This is a genomic window from Halomonas sp. OfavH-34-E, from assembly GCF_024124525.1.
Lineage (GTDB): Bacteria > Pseudomonadota > Gammaproteobacteria > Pseudomonadales > Halomonadaceae > Halomonas > Halomonas litopenaei.
On sequence record NZ_JAMXRY010000061.1, the window covers coordinates 1 to 16,861 of the forward strand.

At 65.1% G+C, this 16,861-nt stretch carries 19 protein-coding genes and 1 pseudogene; 10 read left to right on the forward strand and 10 right to left on the reverse strand.

Going from position 1 to position 16,861, the window contains the following annotated elements; all coding sequences use genetic code 11:
• Together NH448_RS20240 and serA are read right to left on the reverse strand one after the other, a co-directional pair.
• Positions 1 to 193, reverse strand: a pseudogene (locus tag NH448_RS20240) (EamA/RhaT family transporter); the annotation flags it as partial.
• Between the two features lie 243 nt (positions 194 to 436).
• Entirely contained in the window at positions 437 to 1,687 is a 1,251-nt protein-coding gene (gene serA / locus NH448_RS20245; RefSeq protein WP_045993890.1) for a phosphoglycerate dehydrogenase, read from the reverse strand.
• A gap of 338 nt (positions 1,688 to 2,025) precedes the next feature.
• On the opposite strand from serA, the gene NH448_RS20250 reads away from it, so the two are divergent.
• Genes NH448_RS20250 through dxs form a run of 3 tightly spaced genes read left to right on the forward strand, consistent with a single transcriptional unit; the run spans position 2,026 to position 5,108 of the window.
• Positions 2,026 to 2,304 carry an exodeoxyribonuclease VII small subunit gene (locus tag NH448_RS20250; RefSeq protein WP_045993891.1) on the forward strand — a complete coding sequence of 93 codons (279 nt, stop codon included), beginning with the start codon at positions 2,026 to 2,028 and terminating at the stop codon, positions 2,302 to 2,304.
• A gap of 4 nt (positions 2,305 to 2,308) precedes the next feature.
• On the forward strand, positions 2,309 to 3,178 hold the full coding sequence (gene ispA / locus NH448_RS20255) for a (2E,6E)-farnesyl diphosphate synthase (protein ID WP_253029327.1): 870 nt from the start codon (positions 2,309 to 2,311) through the stop codon (positions 3,176 to 3,178).
• Between the two features lie 16 nt (positions 3,179 to 3,194).
• Positions 3,195 to 5,108, forward strand: a complete 1,914-nt coding sequence (dxs, locus tag NH448_RS20260) for a 1-deoxy-D-xylulose-5-phosphate synthase (RefSeq protein WP_253029317.1) — start codon at positions 3,195 to 3,197, stop codon at positions 5,106 to 5,108.
• Between the two features lie 89 nt (positions 5,109 to 5,197).
• Here the strand turns inward: dxs and NH448_RS20265 are convergent, their stop codons facing one another.
• Entirely contained in the window at positions 5,198 to 5,380 is a 183-nt protein-coding gene (locus NH448_RS20265; protein WP_108131886.1) for a hypothetical protein, read from the reverse strand.
• A gap of 228 nt (positions 5,381 to 5,608) precedes the next feature.
• On the opposite strand from NH448_RS20265, the gene djlA reads away from it, so the two are divergent.
• Together djlA and NH448_RS20275 are read left to right on the forward strand one after the other, a co-directional pair.
• Positions 5,609 to 6,388, forward strand: a complete 780-nt coding sequence (gene djlA / locus NH448_RS20270) for a co-chaperone DjlA (RefSeq protein ID WP_045993894.1) — start codon at positions 5,609 to 5,611, stop codon at positions 6,386 to 6,388.
• A 418-nt stretch (positions 6,389 to 6,806) separates the two neighbouring features.
• Positions 6,807 to 8,357 carry a Na+/H+ antiporter NhaC family protein gene (locus tag NH448_RS20275; RefSeq protein ID WP_108131884.1) on the forward strand — a complete coding sequence of 517 codons (1,551 nt, stop codon included), beginning with the start codon at positions 6,807 to 6,809 and terminating at the stop codon, positions 8,355 to 8,357.
• 217 nt (positions 8,358 to 8,574) lie between these two features.
• Here NH448_RS20275 and NH448_RS20280 read toward each other — a convergent pair whose 3' ends face one another.
• The 4 genes from NH448_RS20280 to ribA form a co-directional block, all read right to left on the reverse strand.
• On the reverse strand, positions 8,575 to 8,871 hold the full coding sequence (locus tag NH448_RS20280; protein WP_045993896.1) for a hypothetical protein: 297 nt from the start codon (positions 8,869 to 8,871) through the stop codon (positions 8,575 to 8,577).
• Between the two features lie 273 nt (positions 8,872 to 9,144).
• Positions 9,145 to 9,462 carry a hypothetical protein gene (locus NH448_RS20285; RefSeq protein ID WP_124804501.1) on the reverse strand — a complete coding sequence of 106 codons (318 nt, stop codon included), beginning with the start codon at positions 9,460 to 9,462 and terminating at the stop codon, positions 9,145 to 9,147.
• Between the two features lie 174 nt (positions 9,463 to 9,636).
• The gene (locus NH448_RS20290; protein WP_045993899.1) at positions 9,637 to 9,921 is read right to left on the reverse strand and encodes a hypothetical protein; all 285 of its coding nucleotides are present in this window, start codon (positions 9,919 to 9,921) and stop codon (positions 9,637 to 9,639) included.
• Between the two features lie 84 nt (positions 9,922 to 10,005).
• Positions 10,006 to 10,641, reverse strand: a complete 636-nt coding sequence (gene ribA, locus NH448_RS20295; protein ID WP_045993900.1) for a GTP cyclohydrolase II — start codon at positions 10,639 to 10,641, stop codon at positions 10,006 to 10,008.
• 171 nt (positions 10,642 to 10,812) lie between these two features.
• On the opposite strand from ribA, the gene hemE reads away from it, so the two are divergent.
• The gene (gene hemE, locus NH448_RS20300; RefSeq protein ID WP_108131917.1) at positions 10,813 to 11,889 is read left to right on the forward strand and encodes a uroporphyrinogen decarboxylase; all 1,077 of its coding nucleotides are present in this window, start codon (positions 10,813 to 10,815) and stop codon (positions 11,887 to 11,889) included.
• A 25-nt stretch (positions 11,890 to 11,914) separates the two neighbouring features.
• Complete coding sequence (locus NH448_RS20305) at positions 11,915 to 12,256, forward strand: VanZ family protein (RefSeq protein WP_253029318.1); 342 nt, start codon at positions 11,915 to 11,917, stop codon at positions 12,254 to 12,256.
• A gap of 300 nt (positions 12,257 to 12,556) precedes the next feature.
• On the opposite strand, the gene NH448_RS20310 is transcribed toward NH448_RS20305, so the two are convergent.
• Positions 12,557 to 13,075 carry a hypothetical protein gene (locus NH448_RS20310; protein ID WP_045993901.1) on the reverse strand — a complete coding sequence of 173 codons (519 nt, stop codon included), beginning with the start codon at positions 13,073 to 13,075 and terminating at the stop codon, positions 12,557 to 12,559.
• A 290-nt stretch (positions 13,076 to 13,365) separates the two neighbouring features.
• Between NH448_RS20310 and NH448_RS20315 the strand changes: the two genes are divergently transcribed.
• A complete protein-coding gene (locus NH448_RS20315; protein ID WP_045993902.1) occupies positions 13,366 to 13,797 on the forward strand; it encodes a host attachment protein in 432 nt (143 codons plus the stop codon).
• A gap of 58 nt (positions 13,798 to 13,855) precedes the next feature.
• On the opposite strand, the gene NH448_RS20320 is transcribed toward NH448_RS20315, so the two are convergent.
• Complete coding sequence (locus tag NH448_RS20320; RefSeq protein WP_045993903.1) at positions 13,856 to 14,782, reverse strand: LysR family transcriptional regulator; 927 nt, start codon at positions 14,780 to 14,782, stop codon at positions 13,856 to 13,858.
• A 187-nt stretch (positions 14,783 to 14,969) separates the two neighbouring features.
• Here NH448_RS20320 and NH448_RS20325 point away from each other — a divergent pair, with 187 nt between their 5' ends.
• Positions 14,970 to 15,746, forward strand: a complete 777-nt coding sequence (locus NH448_RS20325) for a ferredoxin--NADP reductase (protein ID WP_045993904.1) — start codon at positions 14,970 to 14,972, stop codon at positions 15,744 to 15,746.
• A gap of 102 nt (positions 15,747 to 15,848) precedes the next feature.
• Here the strand turns inward: NH448_RS20325 and NH448_RS20330 are convergent, their stop codons facing one another.
• Positions 15,849 to 16,484: an SDR family oxidoreductase gene (locus NH448_RS20330; RefSeq protein WP_124804498.1), complete on the reverse strand. Its 636-nt coding sequence runs from the start codon at positions 16,482 to 16,484 to the stop codon at positions 15,849 to 15,851.
• A gap of 156 nt (positions 16,485 to 16,640) precedes the next feature.
• On the opposite strand from NH448_RS20330, the gene NH448_RS20335 reads away from it, so the two are divergent.
• Positions 16,641 to 16,856 carry a DUF3820 family protein gene (locus NH448_RS20335; protein WP_045993906.1) on the forward strand — a complete coding sequence of 72 codons (216 nt, stop codon included), beginning with the start codon at positions 16,641 to 16,643 and terminating at the stop codon, positions 16,854 to 16,856.
• Positions 16,857 to 16,861 lie beyond the last annotated feature (5 nt).

Sequence of the window (16,861 nt, forward strand, 5' to 3'; positions counted from 1 at the left end):
TGGCAAGGGCGCGGCGATCGAGGCGGACGCCGCGCCTGAGCACCAGCAGGATCAGAGCGCCGGCGACCAGCGCCAGGCCCATGCGCAGCATCACGCTGCCGATGGGGGCGCCGGCCTCGGCGCTCCACTTGATGGCCAGCGGGGTGGAGGCCCACACCAGCACCACGATCAGATAGGCCAGTCCGGTTGGCATCGTGCATCCTTTGAAGAGGTCATCGGGAAGACGCTCAGGATAGGCGTTTTCTCGCTGCGCCACAGGCTTTTGGGCGTCGGCTTGTGATGGTCGGGAACGGGGAACGTGAGCGTGCAGCGAGTAAAAAGGCCTGCGAGTAAAAAGGCGCCACCCTCCCGAAGGAGAGCGGCGCCTCATCGTCATCCCGAGCGCGATAGCTGCCTCGCGGGATAGCTCGCCGCGAGCAGGCGCTACGTCCGCCGCTCAGTCGGCGTAGTTGGTCTCGGAGTACAGCACCCGGGTGCGCAGGGTGTGGTTCACCTCGCGCAGGGCTTCGAGCGCCTGGGGACCGTAGGCCTTGTCGACGTCGATGACCACGTAGCCGACCTTTTCGTTGGTCTGCAGGTACTGGCCGGAGATGTTGATGTCGTTTTCCGACAGCACCCGGTTGATCTCGGACATCACGCCGGGCACGTTCTCGTGGATGTGCAGCAGGCGGTGCTTGTCCGGGTGGGCCGGCAGTGCCACCTCGGGGAAGTTGACCGAGGTGATGCTGGTGCCGTTGTCGGAGAAGGTCACCAGCTTCTCGGACACCTCGACGCCGATGTTCTCCTGGGCCTCCAGGGTGGAACCACCGATGTGCGGGGTGAGGATGACATTCTCGAGGCCACGCAGCGGGCTTTCGAACTCGTCGGCGTTGCCCTTGGGCTCCACCGGGAAGACGTCGATGGCGGCGCCGTTAAGTCGGCCTTCCTTGATCGCCTCGGCCAGGGCCTCGATCACTACCACGCTGCCGCGGGCGGCGTTGATCAGGATGGCGCCGGGCTTCATCAGGCTGATCTGCTCCTCGCCGATCATCCAGCGGGTGGACGGCAGGTCGGGCACGTGCAGGCTGACCACGTCGGAGCGGGCGAGCAGCTCCTCGAGGCTGGCGACCTGGCGCGAGTTGCCCATGGCCAGCTTGGTGATGACGTCGTAGTAGATGACGTCGAAGCCAAGCGCCTCGGCCAGCACCGACAATTGCGAGCCGATGCTGCCGTAGCCGACGATACCGAGGGTCTTGCCGCGGGCCTCGTGGCTGTTCTTGGCGCTCTTCAGCCAGCCGCCCTGGTGGGCACGGGCGTTCTTCTCGGGAATCCCGCGCAGAAGCATGATGGCCTCGGCCAGCACCAGCTCCGCCACCGAACGGGTGTTGGAGTAGGGGGCGTTGAACACCGGAATGCCGCGCACCAGCGCCGCCGTGAGATCGACCTGATTGGTACCGATGCAGAAGCAACCGACCGCCACCAGCTTCTCGGCCGCCGCGAACACCCGCTCGGTGAGCTGGGTGCGGGAGCGAATGCCGATGAAGTGAACATCACGGATCTTCTCGATCAGCGACTCTTCGTCGAGCGAGGTCGGCATATGCTCGATATTGGTGTATCCGGCGTTGAGAAAATTGTCCACTGCACTCTGGTGGACGCCCTCGAGCAGCAGGATCTTGATCTTGCTCTTGTCCAGGGACGTTTTGGCCATGGTCGAATCAACCTCTTGGAGTTGGCGGCAGCCAGCGGCTGTGTGGTGGGGCAGGCGAAAAATCAGGGTCCATAGAGTACCACAGGGCGGCATTTTCACGTTGAAAATCCTTGCACCGCAGCATGAGCCATCTGCATGTACCGCCGTCCTTTCGAGGGGCGCTTCGCGGGCCGCGGATAAGGGCCAGGGCAGACGACCCCGGGGGGAGAGCGTGTATACTGTCGCCCTTTGGGGAAAGGCCGGACGTCGTCAGCGAGCCTGCGTTTCCCGGGTGGCCCATCGTCGGCCGTGAACTCGCAATCTCGGGTCAGCCTTTGACCCGCCGCCTGGAGGGGCGCATGGCAACGCAGGACCGCCAGCCAACACAGAAAGATGACGAGTCGCTCGACTTCGCCTCGGCCATGACCCAGCTGGAGACACTGGTCGAGCGCCTGGAGTCCGGCGAGCTGACGCTGGAGGAGTCGCTCAAGGCCTTCGAGCAGGGCGTGGCCTTGACGCGAGATGCCCAGAAGCGGCTCGACGAGGCCGAACTCAAGGTGCGCAGCCTGACGGAGAACGCCGACGGTGGCATGCAGCTGTCGCCTTTTGATATCGGGGAGGAACCGGGTGAACGCTGACACCATGCTGGCCCGCCTGGCCGCAGACCGGGCGCGGGTAGACCGCTGCCTCGAGGGACTGTTTGAACAGCGCCACGTCGTCGAACCCCGGCTCGAGGCGGCGATGCGCCACGGCCTGCTGGTCGGGGGAAAGCGCCTGCGTCCCATCCTGGTCTACGCCGCGGGGCGTGCGCTGGGGGCCGACGACGACGAGCTGGATATCCCCGCCGCCGCGATCGAGCTGATCCACGCCTACTCGCTGGTCCACGATGACCTGCCGGCGATGGACGACGACGACCTGCGACGTGGCCAGCCCACGGTGCACAAGGCCTTCGACGAGGCCTCGGCGATTCTCGCCGGTGACGCCCTGCAGACGCTGGCGTTCGAACTATTGGCGAGCTCTCGCTCGCCCCGCCTGGGCGCCCTGGTGGCGACCCTGGCCAAGGCGTCTGGTCGCGACGGCATGGCCGCCGGCCAGGCGCTGGATCTGGCGGTGGTGGGCGAACGTCCCGACCTGCCGATGCTGGAAACCATGCACCGCCACAAGACCGGTGCGCTGATTCGCGCCGCGGTTCGCCTCGGTGGACTGGTGGCGGTGGCCGAGGACGATTCGCGTCTGGGGGCGTTGGACACCTATGCTGCGGCCATGGGCCTGGCGTTTCAGGTGCATGACGACGTGCTGGACGTCACCGGCGACACCGATACCCTCGGCAAGACCTCGGGGGCCGACGCGGCCCGCGACAAGCCGACCTATCCCGCCCTGCTCGGGCTTGACGGCGCCCGAGCCAAGGCCGGTGCGCTGATCGACGAGGCACTCGACGCCATCGCCCCGCTGGGCGAGGCGGCGGCGCCTCTGGCCGGGCTTGCCCGCTACATGATCGAGCGCGATCACTGACGACCACAGGGCTAACATGAAGCTGTTCGACACGATTCCCACCGAGCGGCCGGCGACACCGCTGCTCGATACTCTGGATACCCCGGCTGCGCTGCGTGCCATGACCGCAGAGCAGCTCAAGCGCGTGGCCGATGAGCTGCGCGCCTACCTGCTGTATAGCGTCGGCGTTTCCGGCGGCCACTTCGGCGCCGGCCTTGGTGTGGTCGAGCTGACCGTGGCGTTGCACCACGCCTTCCGCACGCCCCACGATCGCCTGGTGTGGGACGTGGGCCACCAGGCCTATCCCCACAAGATCCTGACCGGCCGCCGCGAGGCCATGACCAGCATTCGTCGCTACGGTGGTCTGGCCGCCTTTCCCCGGCGTGCCGAGTCGGAGTACGACACCTTTGGCGTCGGCCATTCCAGCACCTCCATCTCGGCGGCCCTCGGCATGGCCCTGGCGGCGCGCACGCAGAAGCAGGAGCGGCGCGTCTGTGCCGTCATCGGAGACGGCGCCCTGACTGCGGGCATGGCCTTCGAGGCCCTGGCCCACGCCGGCCACGTCAACGCCAACCTGCTGGTCGTGCTCAATGACAACGAGATGTCGATCTCCGAGAACGTCGGGGGCGTGGCCAGCTACCTGGCACGGATTCTGGTCAGCAAGCCCTATCTGAGCATGCGTGAGAACGGCAAGCGGGTGCTGTCCCATCTGCCGGGCGCGCTGGAGCTGGCGCGGCGCACCGAGGAGCACGTCAAGGGCATGGTCAGTCCGGCCACCCTGTTCGAGGAGATGGGCTTCAATTATGTCGGGCCCATCGACGGCCACGATATCGACGCCCTGACCGATGCCCTCACCAGCATGCGTGAGCTGGACGGACCTCAGTTTCTGCACGTGAAGACGTGCAAGGGCCGGGGCTTCCTGCCGGCGGAGTCCGATCCCATCGGCTACCACGCCATCACCAAGCTGGAGACGCCGGAGGCCGCCAAGGCCAAGCCCCCGGCGACCGCGTCGAATGCGCCGCCGAAGAAGAAGTACTGCAGCGTGTTCGGCGACTGGATCTGTGACATGGCCGCCGCCGACGAACGTCTGATCGGTATCACCCCGGCCATGCGTGAGGGGTCGGATTTAATCCGTTTCTCTAGGGAGTACCCCGAGCGCTACTACGACGTGGCCATCGCCGAGCAGCATTCGGTGACCCTGGCCGCCGGCATGGCCTGCGAGGCAATGAAACCGGTGGTGGCGATCTACTCGACCTTCCTGCAGCGTGGCTATGACCAGTTGATCCACGACGTGGCGGTGCAGGAGCTGGACGTGACCTTTGCCATCGATCGTGCCGGCCTGGTCGGTGAGGATGGGCCCACCCACCACGGCGCCCTGGATTTGACCTACCTGCGCTGCGTACCGGGCATGGTGGTGCTGGCACCGGCGGACGAGGCCGAGTGTCGCGCCATGCTCAGCGCCGCCTACCATCATCCGGGCCCAGCGGCGGTACGCTATCCCCGCGGTACCGGTCCCGGTGTGCCCATTCCCGCCGACCTCGAGCCGCTGCCCATCGGCGTGGCCGAGCCGCGGCGCCAGGGCAAGGGCGTGGCGCTGCTGGCCTTCGGTAGCCTCAATGACCCCGCCGGGGTGGTGGCCGAGCGGCTAGACGCCACCCACATCAATATGCGCAGCGTCAAACCACTGGATCGTGAAGCCGTGCTAGAGGCCGCCCGCGGCCACGACCTGCTGGTCACCCTGGAAGAAAACGTGGTGGCCGGAGGCGCCGGCAGTGGCGTCAACGAACTGCTGCTGGCCGAGGGTGTCGCCGTGCCGGTGCTCAACCTGGGCCTGCCCGATGTCTTTGCCGAACACGGCAAGCCAGCGGAGCTGCTGCGTGACTGTGGCCTCGATGCCGAGGGTATCGAGGCGGCGATTCGTCGCCGTCTGGACAAGCACCGAAAGCGCTGAGCGAGGGTGCCTGCGTCGCGCACGGCGCAAGTATGTCCGTCATGCCATCGGCCCCCGCTCCAGGGGGCCGATGGCGTATGGGAGCAGGCTCAGCGATGGCTGGCGCTTTCGACCAGGCGTTCGATGACGGACCTGGCAGTGTCAGATGGCGGCGTGTCCACTCCCAGCAAGCCCTGCCAGGGGAATACCGAAGCATTGGAAGCCAGACTGACGCTGATGCTGGCGGAAGCGATGGCGCCGACGATGGCAAGGCGCGTGATCGATAGTCGCATGGGAGTGTGAACCGAGCGGCTTGAAATGGCGTGCAGTGTCGCGCTTGCAGATGACCATTCGATGAAACAGCGAAGGCTGGACCTTCGCCGCCGGCTCGACGGCGATGGTATGCTGCCTGCTCATACCCCTTTGGCGGGACCTGGCATAGCCGTGATGGTTGGCCAGGGCCGAAACAGAAAAAGACGTGGCGCCGCCGCTTGGCGACGTAGCGCACAAGAGAGGATTTTATGCTGACCATCATCGTGATTGGCGCGGTAGTGGGCTTCCTGGCCGGTGGGCCGCTGGGCATGCTGATCGGCGGCGGTATCGGCTGGTGGCTGGGCGGGCGCCTGCGTGGCGGTCTGATGCTCAGCAAGGGCCTGGCCGAGATGCAGCGTCAGTTCATGGACTCCACCTTCGCGGTGATGGGGGCGGTGTGCCAGGCCGATGGTCAGGTCAGCGGCGAGGAGCGCCAGGTGCTGGAGCAATTGCTGGTGCGTCTGCGTCTGCCGGAAAGCACCCGTGCCAGCGCCCGCGCCGCCTTCGAGCGCGGGCGCGCCAGTGACTTCGACCTCGACGGCGAGATCGCACGGGTGGCCCGGCTGACGCGCGGGCGCAGCGCGCTGCGCCAGATCTTCCTGCAGGTGCAGCTTTCCGCCATCGCCGCCGATGGGGTGCTGCACCCGGCCGAGCACAGCATGCTGATGCGGGTGGCTCGCGGGCTTGGCTGCAGCGAGGCCGAGATCGCCCAGATCGAAGCCATGCTGCGGGGCGGCGCCTCCCACGGTGCCGGCGCGACCCAGGAGAGCCAGAGCCCGCTGGAAGATGCCTACAAGGTACTCGGTGTCAGCGACGAGGCCAGTGACGCCGAGGTCAAGCGTGCCTACCGCAAGCTGATGAGCGAGAACCACCCGGACAAGCTGGCCAGTCGTGGCCTGCCCGACAGCATGCGCGAGGTCGCCGAGGCCCGCACCGTCGAGATCGGCAACGCCTACCAGCGTATTCGCCAGGCCCGCGGTCAGGCCTGACGACCCCAGGGCCAAGTGGCACTGGCCTGGCGCCTGACGTCGTTGCCGGCGAGCGCTACACGGCAGAGGGCATGAAGGGGGTGGAGGTGGAGACCCGGCGTCCTGACTGAGGCGAGGGCCGTCGGGACGTTGCCTGGTGTATCTCCAGAGAGGGTATCGGCTGTCGGTGTTGGGGAGGCGGGTCGCGGGGTGATGGAGGTATCTGTCGGCTCCGTCACCCGATGTCCGAGGGGAATTTTCAGGGTGGTCAGCTAGCTGCAGGCCGGCGCTGGCTTGTACTTCTGGAACGGCGGTTGCGGGGATGTGACAGCGCGGTTGCCGTTTGTGCCGCAAGCGCCTAGGATGCCCCGCTGCCCGCACGACGCCGTCCGGCGTCATCCCCTCGGGCCAAGACCGACAAGAACCCAGGAGACTCCCGATGTCCTTCGGACTCTTATCCCTGTTGCCGCCGCTGCTGGCCATCCTGCTGGCATTGGCGACGCGCAACGTCATTCCCGCGCTGTTCTGCGGCGTCTGGCTCGGGGCGACCATGCTCGCCGGCTACAACCCTGCCGCCGGCCTCTACAACAGTTTTTCTGACTTTATCGTGCCGAGCATCGGCGACGAGTGGAACGCCACCGTGCTGATCTACTGTGGCCTGTTCGGGGTGCTGATCAGCGTGCTGCAGCGTACCGGTGGCGCCCACGCCATCGCCCGCGCCATCTCGCGCAAGGTCGCCAGCGCCCGTGGCGCCCAGGGCAGCACGCTTGGCCTTGGCATGCTGATCTTCTTCGAGGACTATTTCAACGCCCTCACCGTGGGCAGCGTGATGCGTCCGATCACCGATCGCATGAAGGTCTCCCGCGAGAAGCTCGCCTACATCGTCGATTCCACCTCGGCCCCCATGTGCCTGCTGGGCCCGGTGTCCACCTGGGTGGTCTTCGTCATGGGGCTGATCGGCACTCAGCTGGGCGAGATGGAGGTGAGCGGATCGGAGTACCTGATCTACCTGTCCTCGATTCCGCTGAACTTCTACGCCTGGCTGGCGCTGGGGATGATCTTCTATATCGTCGTCACCCAGTGGGACTTCGGTCCCATGGCGCGGGCGGAACGTCGCGCCCGGGAGACCGGCAAGTTGATGGAAGACACCGCCAAGCCGCCTTCCGAGACCGACGCCATGGAGCTCAAGGCGCCGGAAGACACCGCTCGCAAGCGCAACATGCTGGTGCCGATCGGGGTGTTGCTGGCGATGATTCCGCCGCTGTTTCTGTGGACCGGCAACTTCCCGGAAAATGACCTGGTGACCGCGGTGGGCAACGCCGACGGCGGCCAGTCGATCCTGATCGCCACCCTGGTGGCGGTGATGACGGGGCTGGCCATGGGCATGAGTCAGCGGCTGTTCGACTTCCGCGAGGCCATGGATATCGTGGTCGAGGGCATCAAGAGCATGACCCTGGTCTACATCATCCTGGCGCTGGCCTGGTCCATCGGCAGCGTCACCTCCGAGCTTGGCACCGCCGACTACCTGGTCAGCCTGACCGAGGCCAGCATTCCGCCCAGCCTGGTACCGGTGCTGCTGTTCCTGATCGGCGCCGTGGTGGCCTTCACCACCGGCACCTCCTACGGCACCTTCGCCATCATGATTCCGATCGCCATGCCGGTGGCGGCGGCCATGGACCTGCCCATGGCGCTGGCCATCGCCTCGGTGCTGAGCGGCGGCATCTTCGGCGATCATTGCTCGCCGATTTCCGATACCACCATTCTGTCGTCGGCGGGGTCGAGCTGTGACCATATCGACCATGTGCGCACCCAGCTGCCCTATGCGGTGACAGCCGGTGTCGCAGGACTGGTGGCCTTCTTCGTGGCCGGCGTCACCGGTACCACCTGGATCGGAGCGATCAGCGGTGTCGCAGTGATGTTGACCATCGCGCTGGTGATGAAGGCGCTGTGGCAGCCACGGCAGGTCGATTCCGCGCCTCAGACACGCTGACGCAGGCTCGACGGCCGGGTCGCCGGATCGCCGGGTCGCTGAGTGCCTGGTCCCGCACCTGGCCCCGTGTCCGGTAGACCCTCCCCCAGGCCCAGCACAAAAAGGCCGAGCACAAAAAGACCCGGCACATAAAAAGGCCCCGCCGACATCACGTCGGCGGGGCCTCTGCGTTGGTACCCGGGGTCCTTACCCGCGGACACCCATCGGATCGGTGCGCTTAGCCGGTGGTGGCCTGACGGGCCAGGTCCAGGTCGTGCTCGCTCATGGCGAAGTCGGTGCGCTTGGCCTGAACCCGCAGCAGCTCCAGCCGGGCATTGGCCATGGCGTTGCTGCCGTTGTCGGCGATATGGGCGTTGCCGACCTGATGGGCGGCCTCCAGCGCGCTGGCGCTGACCTGAGCCAACGGCTCGGCGTTGAGCGCTTGGGCGCGGTCAGTGGCACGGTCGGCCTGGGCGGTCAGCGGCAGGGCAGCGGCGAGCAGGGCAGTAGCGGCGATCTTGGTAGTGGCTTTCATGGTGTCTCTCCTATTGGGCCTCGTGGCCCTTGTCTCTCTTGAATTCGACCGATTCAAAATAAAACGGTCGTTTTAATTTTGGTGGCATTTTTTGGCCCCTCAGGGCCTGCCTTTTCTGCAGCTTGTCATCCTGGACCTTGCTGACGCTGTCCTGCGTTCGAAGGATGTATCCAACGGGTACTGCATGAAAACTTGCGGCAATAATATTAACAGGCTAACGGAATGTCAAATACCGATTCGACCTTGGTCTAAGTCGCCTTTACACAGCGCAGCCTAGATGGTCACCGCGACACGTCGTCCGTCCTGCTGCAGAAAGCGAGTGGCCTGGGCCTGGTCGCGATGCAGTTGCAGCCTGGCGTTTGCCAGCGTCTTGCCATCATGGGTCGAGGCGGCGGTGTTGCCGATACGCTGACCACCGATAGCCAGAGGCTCGACATCGGCAACTTGCTGCCCCAGCACGTCATCGACCAACGGGGCCTGGTCGGTCAAGGGCGATTCGTTCAGGGCCAGGGCGTACTTGGGTGGTGCAGCCTGGGCCAGAGCGGGCAGAGAGGCGACGATCAGGGCAGCGAGGATCAAGGTGGGTTTCATGTCGATGCTCCTTCCGGTATCAGCGGGTGGCGTCACCCGCTGTCGATGTGTGTATTTTGTTAGCTTTCTATCGAAAGCGCCAGGTAATCGCTTTTATGGCTTCGATAAGGCGACTCTATTAAAACGGTCGTATGTCTGTAGCGGTGCAAAAACAAAGGCCTTTTTTTCTTGCTGTTACTTGGTGGCGGCGCGACCGAGGTCGAGATTGAGCATGAAGTCGGTCATTTCCACATGGCGAGACTGCAGCCGCAGGCGAGCCTTGCGCAGGGCTTCGGTGCTATCGCTGGCGATGTGGGCATTGATCACTTCATGGCCCTGCTGGGGCATGGCGTCGCGCATGGACAGGGGTTGGCTGTTCAGCGCGCGGGCCAGGTCGGTGGCACGGGCGTCGGCCTGGGCCGTCAGCGGAAGTGTGGTCACGGCGGCAATGGCGGCAATCGAAAGCAGCTTGAGTTTCATGTCGGCACCTCGAAGGTCAAGATCAATGGAGCGTAATGTTGCGTTTGATCTTGAGTCGGGGGTGGGCCGGATTCCTTACGCGGCCTATGACTTTTTTTCGATATCCACGTCGTCAGCCTGGGTAAAGTCACCCAGCGCCATCATGTGACCGAGCTTGCCTGCCTTGGTGGACAGGTAGTGCTCGTTGTGAGGGTTTAGCCCGGTGGTCAGGGCGACGCGTTCCACCACCTGAACGCCGGCCTGGGTCAGGGCGTCGACCTTGCGCGGGTTGTTGGTCATCAGCTTGAGCCCCTCGACACCCAGGTGTTCGAGCATCGGCACGCACAGGTCATAGCGGCGCAGGTCGGCGGCGAAGCCCAGGCGCTCGTTGGCCTCGACGGTGTCGGCCCCCTGGTCCTGCAGGTGGTAGGCGCGAATCTTGTTGAGCAGGCCGATGCCGCGGCCTTCCTGACGCAGGTAGAGGATGACACCGCGGCCTTCGCTGGCGATACGCTTGAGCGCTTCCTGAAGCTGATAGCCGCAGTCGCAGCGCATCGAGAACAGGGCGTCGCCGGTCAGGCATTCAGAGTGCACCCGTCCCAGCACAGGAGCGCCATCGTCGATCTCCCCCAGGGTCAGGGCGATATGATCCTTGCCCGTGGCCTCGTCTTCGAAGCCGTGCATGGTGAAGGTCGCCCAGGGGGTGGGCAGGCGAGAGGCGGCGATAAAGCGAATCGTCACGGGGTACCTCGGAGTCGAAACAACGGCAGCGCCGTCAAGGGGGCGCCCAGTTTATCAGGAAGTCGTGCAAGGCTCACGACACCTTGCCGACGACACAGGGTCGCAGGAGGCCACGCGTTCGGGAGTCATTGCGGTACAATGAGTCGCACATTTTCCCTGGATGACGCCTGCATGGAACTGAAGAACGATCGATTTCTGCGCGCTCTCGCGCGTCAACCGGTGGATCGCACTCCGGTCTGGATGATGCGCCAGGCCGGTCGCTACCTGCCGGAGTACAAGGAAGTGCGCGCCCAGGCGGGAAGCTTCATGGACCTGTGTCGTGATACCGCCCGCGCCTGTGAGGTCACCCTGCAGCCGCTGGAACGCTATCCGCTGGACGCCGCCATCCTGTTCTCCGATATTCTGACCATCCCCGATGCCATGGGGCTGGGCTTGTACTTCGAGACCGGCGAGGGTCCCAAGTTCCGCAAGCCAGTGCGCAGCGCAGAAGACGTGGCCGCGCTGACGGCGCCCGACGCCGAACGCGACCTCGACTACGTGATGCGCGCGGTCTCGACCATCCGTCGCGAGCTCAACGGTCGGGTGCCGCTGATCGGTTTCTCCGGCAGCCCCTGGACCCTGGCGACCTATATGGTCGAAGGCGCCTCCAGCAAGGACTTTCGCCACGTCAAGGGCATGCTCTACTCAAGCCCCGACGTGATGCATCAGCTGCTCGATACCCTGGCCACCGCGGTGACCGACTACCTCAATGCGCAGATCCGAGCTGGCGCACAGGCGGTACAGATCTTCGATACCTGGGGAGGGACGCTGTCCACGCCGGCCTATCGCGAGTTCTCGCTGCGCTACATGGAACAGATCGTGGCGGGGCTGATTCGCGAACAGGATGGGCGCCGGGTACCGGTGATCCTGTTCACCAAGAACGGCGGCCAGTGGCTCGAGGATCTGGCCGACACCGGCGCCGACGCCCTGGGGCTGGACTGGACCACTGAACTGTCCAGCGCGCGCAGCCGGGTGGGCCGCAAGGTGGCACTGCAGGGCAACATGGACCCCAATGTGCTGTTCGCCAACCCTTCGGCGATTCGTGCCGAGGTCGGCCGTATCCTCGACAGCTACGGTCACGGCCCGGGCCACATCTTCAATCTCGGCCACGGCATCAGCCAGTTCACCGACCCCGACAACGTCACCGCCTTCATGGAGGCGCTGCACGAGTTGAGCCCGGCCTATCATGCCCAGATCGCCTCAGGCTGAAGTCTCGGGCAGGCGGTCTGCATTCGTGCGGTGGTGGTGGGGGCTGGCCGCCGCCGCCGCCCTGGTCATCGCCTGGGGCAGTCTGATGCCTGCCAGCGAATTGCCGGAAGACCTGCCCTGGGACAAGGCCAACCATCTGATCGCCTACGCCGGCCTGGCAACACTGCTGGCGTTGGCGAGCGGGCGCAGCGGGCTGTCCATGGGACTGGCGGTGACCTACGGCGTCGCCATCGAGTTCGCCCAGATCCCGGTACCCGGGCGTCTTGGCGGCGATGTCTGGGACATCGTCGCCAATACCCTGGGTGCAGGGCTCGGTGTCGGGGCGGTCTGGCTGTGGTGCCGATGGCGGCAGCGCGCTCGCCGCTGATTCCCTTCCCGGATGACTCGACGGCGATGCCTGGGACGTCGTCGCCAACTTCCCATTGGTGCAGGGCTTGGTGTCGGGTCGGTCTGGCTGTGGCATCGAGGGCGCCAGCGCGCTCGCCGCTGATTGCCTTCCGCGAACTCGCCGCTGACTGCCTTCCCAAGTGACTCGGCGGCGATGTCTGGGACGTCGTCGCCAACTTCCCATGGGTGCAGGGCTCGGTGTCGGGGCGGTCTGGCTGTGGCATCGAGGGCGCCAGCGCGCTCGCCGCTGATTGCCTTCCCGGTCAAGGCGTCGACCGCGTCAGAGACTTGGCTCCTGGCGACTCGGCTTCTGGACCCTTTGCGATTCGGGCTCGCCGGTAGACGAACGGTTCAGGTCGAGGCCGGGCTCGCGATGTCCGCGTTTGCTCAGCGGTTCGGCCTTGCGCGTCACCCGAGCATCGCCGACCACCGCGTCGTCGTCCTCCAGTGGCCGGGCCTGGGAGGTCCAGGCCTTGTCGTCATCATGCACCGCCGGACGCCGATCGTAGGAACGGGTGACCACCGCGCCGGGGGCGAAGCCGGGCCGTTGACTGCCCAGGTGATGGGGCAGCAACCACAGCTCGGCCAGCAGGCGTAGTGCGACCATGGTCAGCAGGGTGAGGCCGGCGCCCAGCGCCAGGGGAGGCCAGCTCTCACTCCAGGTGGTCATGGCGACCCAGGGGGTGCGGGGGATCAGCCACCACAGACCGGCGGCGAGAACGCCGAGCTGTGCAATGAAATGACAGCTCAGCAGGGTGCGCCGGGCCAGTGGGGCGCGGGGAAAGAAGAACTGGCGCATGGTCGAGGTCCTCCAGCAGGGGAACTCGCAGGGCGCCAGGATGGGCGGCCCGCGAGTATCAGCGGTGCGGCGCAGGCAAAGGCGATAACCGGACAGGGCCGCAGGCCGCCGGGGCGTGTAACAGATGCCTGCATGCTACCCCAAAGGAGGCAGGGCTCGTCAGTGTCCGTGGAGGGCGACGCCGGTGTCGCCAATAACCACCAGTTGACGCTGCCGGGGTCCGTTGCCATGGTGACTTTGTACCGGTCATTGTGCCGGGAAGTCTGAACACAGGGAGGCGAGGACCGACCATGACGACGACTTATATCGTGGTAGCCGATGCGTCGCGTGCGCGAATCTTCACTCGGACAGGACGCAAGCTGAATGAAGTCGAGAGCCTGGTGCACGCCGAAGGGCGGCTCCACGAAGGCGATCTGGTGACCGACAAGGGCGGTGACGTTCATGAATCCAGTGCTACCGCCTCGCGTCAGGCTGGCGGCGAGGAGGTGGCGACCCAGCACCATGAAGTCATCTTTGCCCGAGAGGTAGCCGATCGACTGTATCGTGCCCGTGTCGACAACAGCATGGAAAAGCTGATCATGGTGGCGCCGCCGCGCTTTCTTGGTCACCTGCGCGACAAGCTCGATGCTCCCACCGCCAAACTGGTCATCCACTCCCTCTCCAAGGATCTGACCAAGGCCGACTGCGACAAGATCACCGACGCCGTCGACGATCTGCGCTGATCTGCGCCGCCCGCCGTCCGCGGCGGGCTCTCTCCTGCATAGCGCTAGTCGTTGCCGTTCAGGGCACCTGCGGCAGATCGATCTCGTCGCTGCGCTGGATCCCCTCCGTCATTTGCCGGCACTGGCGTAGAAATTCGCGCATGCCTGCGGTGAGGTACTTGTGACGGTGCCAGATAAAGGTGAACTGCCGACTCAGGTCCAGTTCCGGCGTGGGCAGTGGGGTCAGGCTGCCACGCCGAAAGGCGTCGCGCAGCGCCAGGCGTGAGACACAGCCGATTCCCAGCCCCGACTCCACCGCACGCTTGATGCCCTCGGTATGCTCCAGTTCGAGCAGGATATTGAAGCGACCACGTCGATGGCGGGCTGCCTGTTCGAGGGTCAGGCGCGTGCCTGAGCCCTCCTCTCGCATGATCCAGTCTTCACGCAGCAGGCGGTCGAGCTCCACCGGACCGCGGTTGGCCAGCGGATGACGGGGCGAACAGAACACCACCAGGTCGTCTTCGACCCAGGGCTGGGTGATGACCTCGTCCTCCTCGCACTGCCCCTCGATCAGCCCCAGGTCGAGCTGGTGATGGCGAACCGCATCGATGATCGAGCGAGTGTTGCGGACCTGCAGCCTTACCCGGCTGCCGGGGTGGCGCTGCATGAAGTCGCTGATCAACAGCGTCGCCAGATAGTTGCCGATGGTCAGGGTGGCGCCGACATCCAGATTGCCGATGCCCTGCTGGCCTCTGAGCAGTTCTTCCACTTCTTCGGCCCGATCGAGCAGGGCGACCGCCTTGGGCAGCAGCTGGAAGCCCAGTGCATTGAGCTTGAGGCGCTTGCCGATGCGATCGAGCAGCTGGCAGTCGAATTGGCGCTCGAGTTCGGACAGCGCGGTACTGGCCGCCGACTGTGACAGGGCCAGGGCGCGCGCCGCCTTGGACACGCTCTCGTGCTGGGCGACCGCAACAAAGACTTCCAGCTGTCGAAGGGTGTAGCGCATGGCACGGGCTCTCCGGCGCGATAGGGGTAAAGACGTCGGCGATGGGCATCTATATCAATGAATTGGATAAGCGTTATCCATACAATCCATTTAACAGATAATATGGCCGGTCTTAGAATTATCCGCAAGACTTGATATCGGGCTTTATTCACTTCAGGAATAAGCCCACGCATTTTAAGGAGTTGGCATGAGCAAGTTTGCCCTGGAAGAAGTGCTGAGCGTTCATCACTGGAACGACTCCCTGTTCACCTTCCGCACGACCCGTGAGCGTAGCCTGCGTTTCAAGAACGGCCAGTTCGTGATGATCGGTCTCGAGGTCAACGGCAAGCCGCTGATGCGTGCCTACTCCGTGGCCAGCCCCAACTACGAGGACCACCTCGAGTTCTTCAGCATCAAGGTACCCGATGGTCCCCTGACCTCTCGTCTGCAGCACCTGCAGGTAGGCGATCAGATCATGGTCAGCCGCAAGCCTACCGGTACCCTGGTATGTGACGACCTGCTGCCTGGGCGCAATCTCTACATGCTGTCCACCGGCACCGGTCTGGCGCCCTTCCTCAGCCTGATCCAGGACCCCGAGGTCTACGAGCGCTTCGAAAAGGTAGTGCTGGTGCACGGCGTGCGCCACGTCAACGAGCTGGCCTACGCCGACTTCATCACCAAGGAGTTGCCGGCGCACGAGTACCTGGGCGAGGAGATCAGCGAGAAGCTGGTCTACTACCCCACCGTGACCCGTGAAGACTTCCACACCATGGGCCGCCTGACCGATCACATCCGCACCGGCAAGCTGACCGACGACAAGGGCCTGCCGCCCATTGATCCCAAGCAGGACCGGGCCATGATCTGCGGCAGCCCGGCCATGCTCGACGACACCAGCGCACTGCTCGACGAGCTCGGCTTCAATATTTCCCCGCGCATGGGCGAGCCCGGCGACTACGTCATCGAGCGTGCCTTCGTGGAGAAGTAAGACCCCACGACAGGACGCCGCAAACGACGCCGCCGATGGCAAGTGGCCATCGGCGTCGTCGTTGCTGCTGGCGGATTGAATCGCCTGCCGGTGTGGCGGTGGTCAGTCGCCGAGAGCCTCGGCGATCTCGCGTTCGCCGTCCAGGAGCACCGTCTCGTGATTACGGATCTTTCGTTGCCCCAATAGATAGACCAGGGCCTGGGCCACGTTGGCTCGGGATATCTGGTTGTTGCCCCCGGTCTCGTCCAGCGACGTGGCCACACGGCCGGTGGCGTCGTCGTCGGTGAGCCGGCCTGGCTTGACGATGACATGGTCCACCTTGCTGCTGCGCAGGTAGGCATCGGCAGCGAACTTGGCGGCCATGTAGGGCCTGAGCTTCTCCGGCGCCTGCAGCGGCTGCTCGGCGCGCATGGCGCTGACCATCAGCATGCGATCCAGCCCCTGGCGGCTGGCCTCGTCCGCCACCCGCGTAGCGGCGTAGAGGTCGATCAACAGCGTCTTGTCGGGCCCGGTGTTCGGGCCGGAGCCGGCGGTGAACAGCACCTGATCGCAACCTTCGAAGGCGGAGGCGAAGTCGCCCTCCAGGTCGGCGACGACCGTCTCGATACCTTGTTGCTCGAACCAGTCGCGTTGCTCGGCGCTACGGATCATGGCGCGAATCGGATGTCCCTGGCGGTGGGCGATGGCGCAGACCTGGCGGCCGATCTGGCCGTTGGCACCTATCACGAGTGTGGTCATGTCGGCCTCCTTGTCGATACCTGGAAATAACCATGGCGTCGATGGGGAAGACTTTCAACGGGGGAGACTTTCAATGGGGAGGCGAATCGATGGCGACGCCGCCCGCAGGCCAGTACCCTGTGCGTCTTTCCCTCACCCACCCGCTCAGGAGTAGCGATGAATCCTCAGGACCTGGAACGCCTGGTTACCTTGCCGATGCCTTTCGGCAAGCATCAAGGCACCTTGATCGCCGATCTGCCCGGGCCTTACCTGGCGTGGTTTGCCCGGGTCGGGTTTCCCCCCGGAGAGATCGGACGCCTGCTGGCGCTGATGCACGAGATCGACCACAACGGCCTGAGCGACCTGCTGGAGCCGTTGCGACGCCGCGGCTGAGCGGC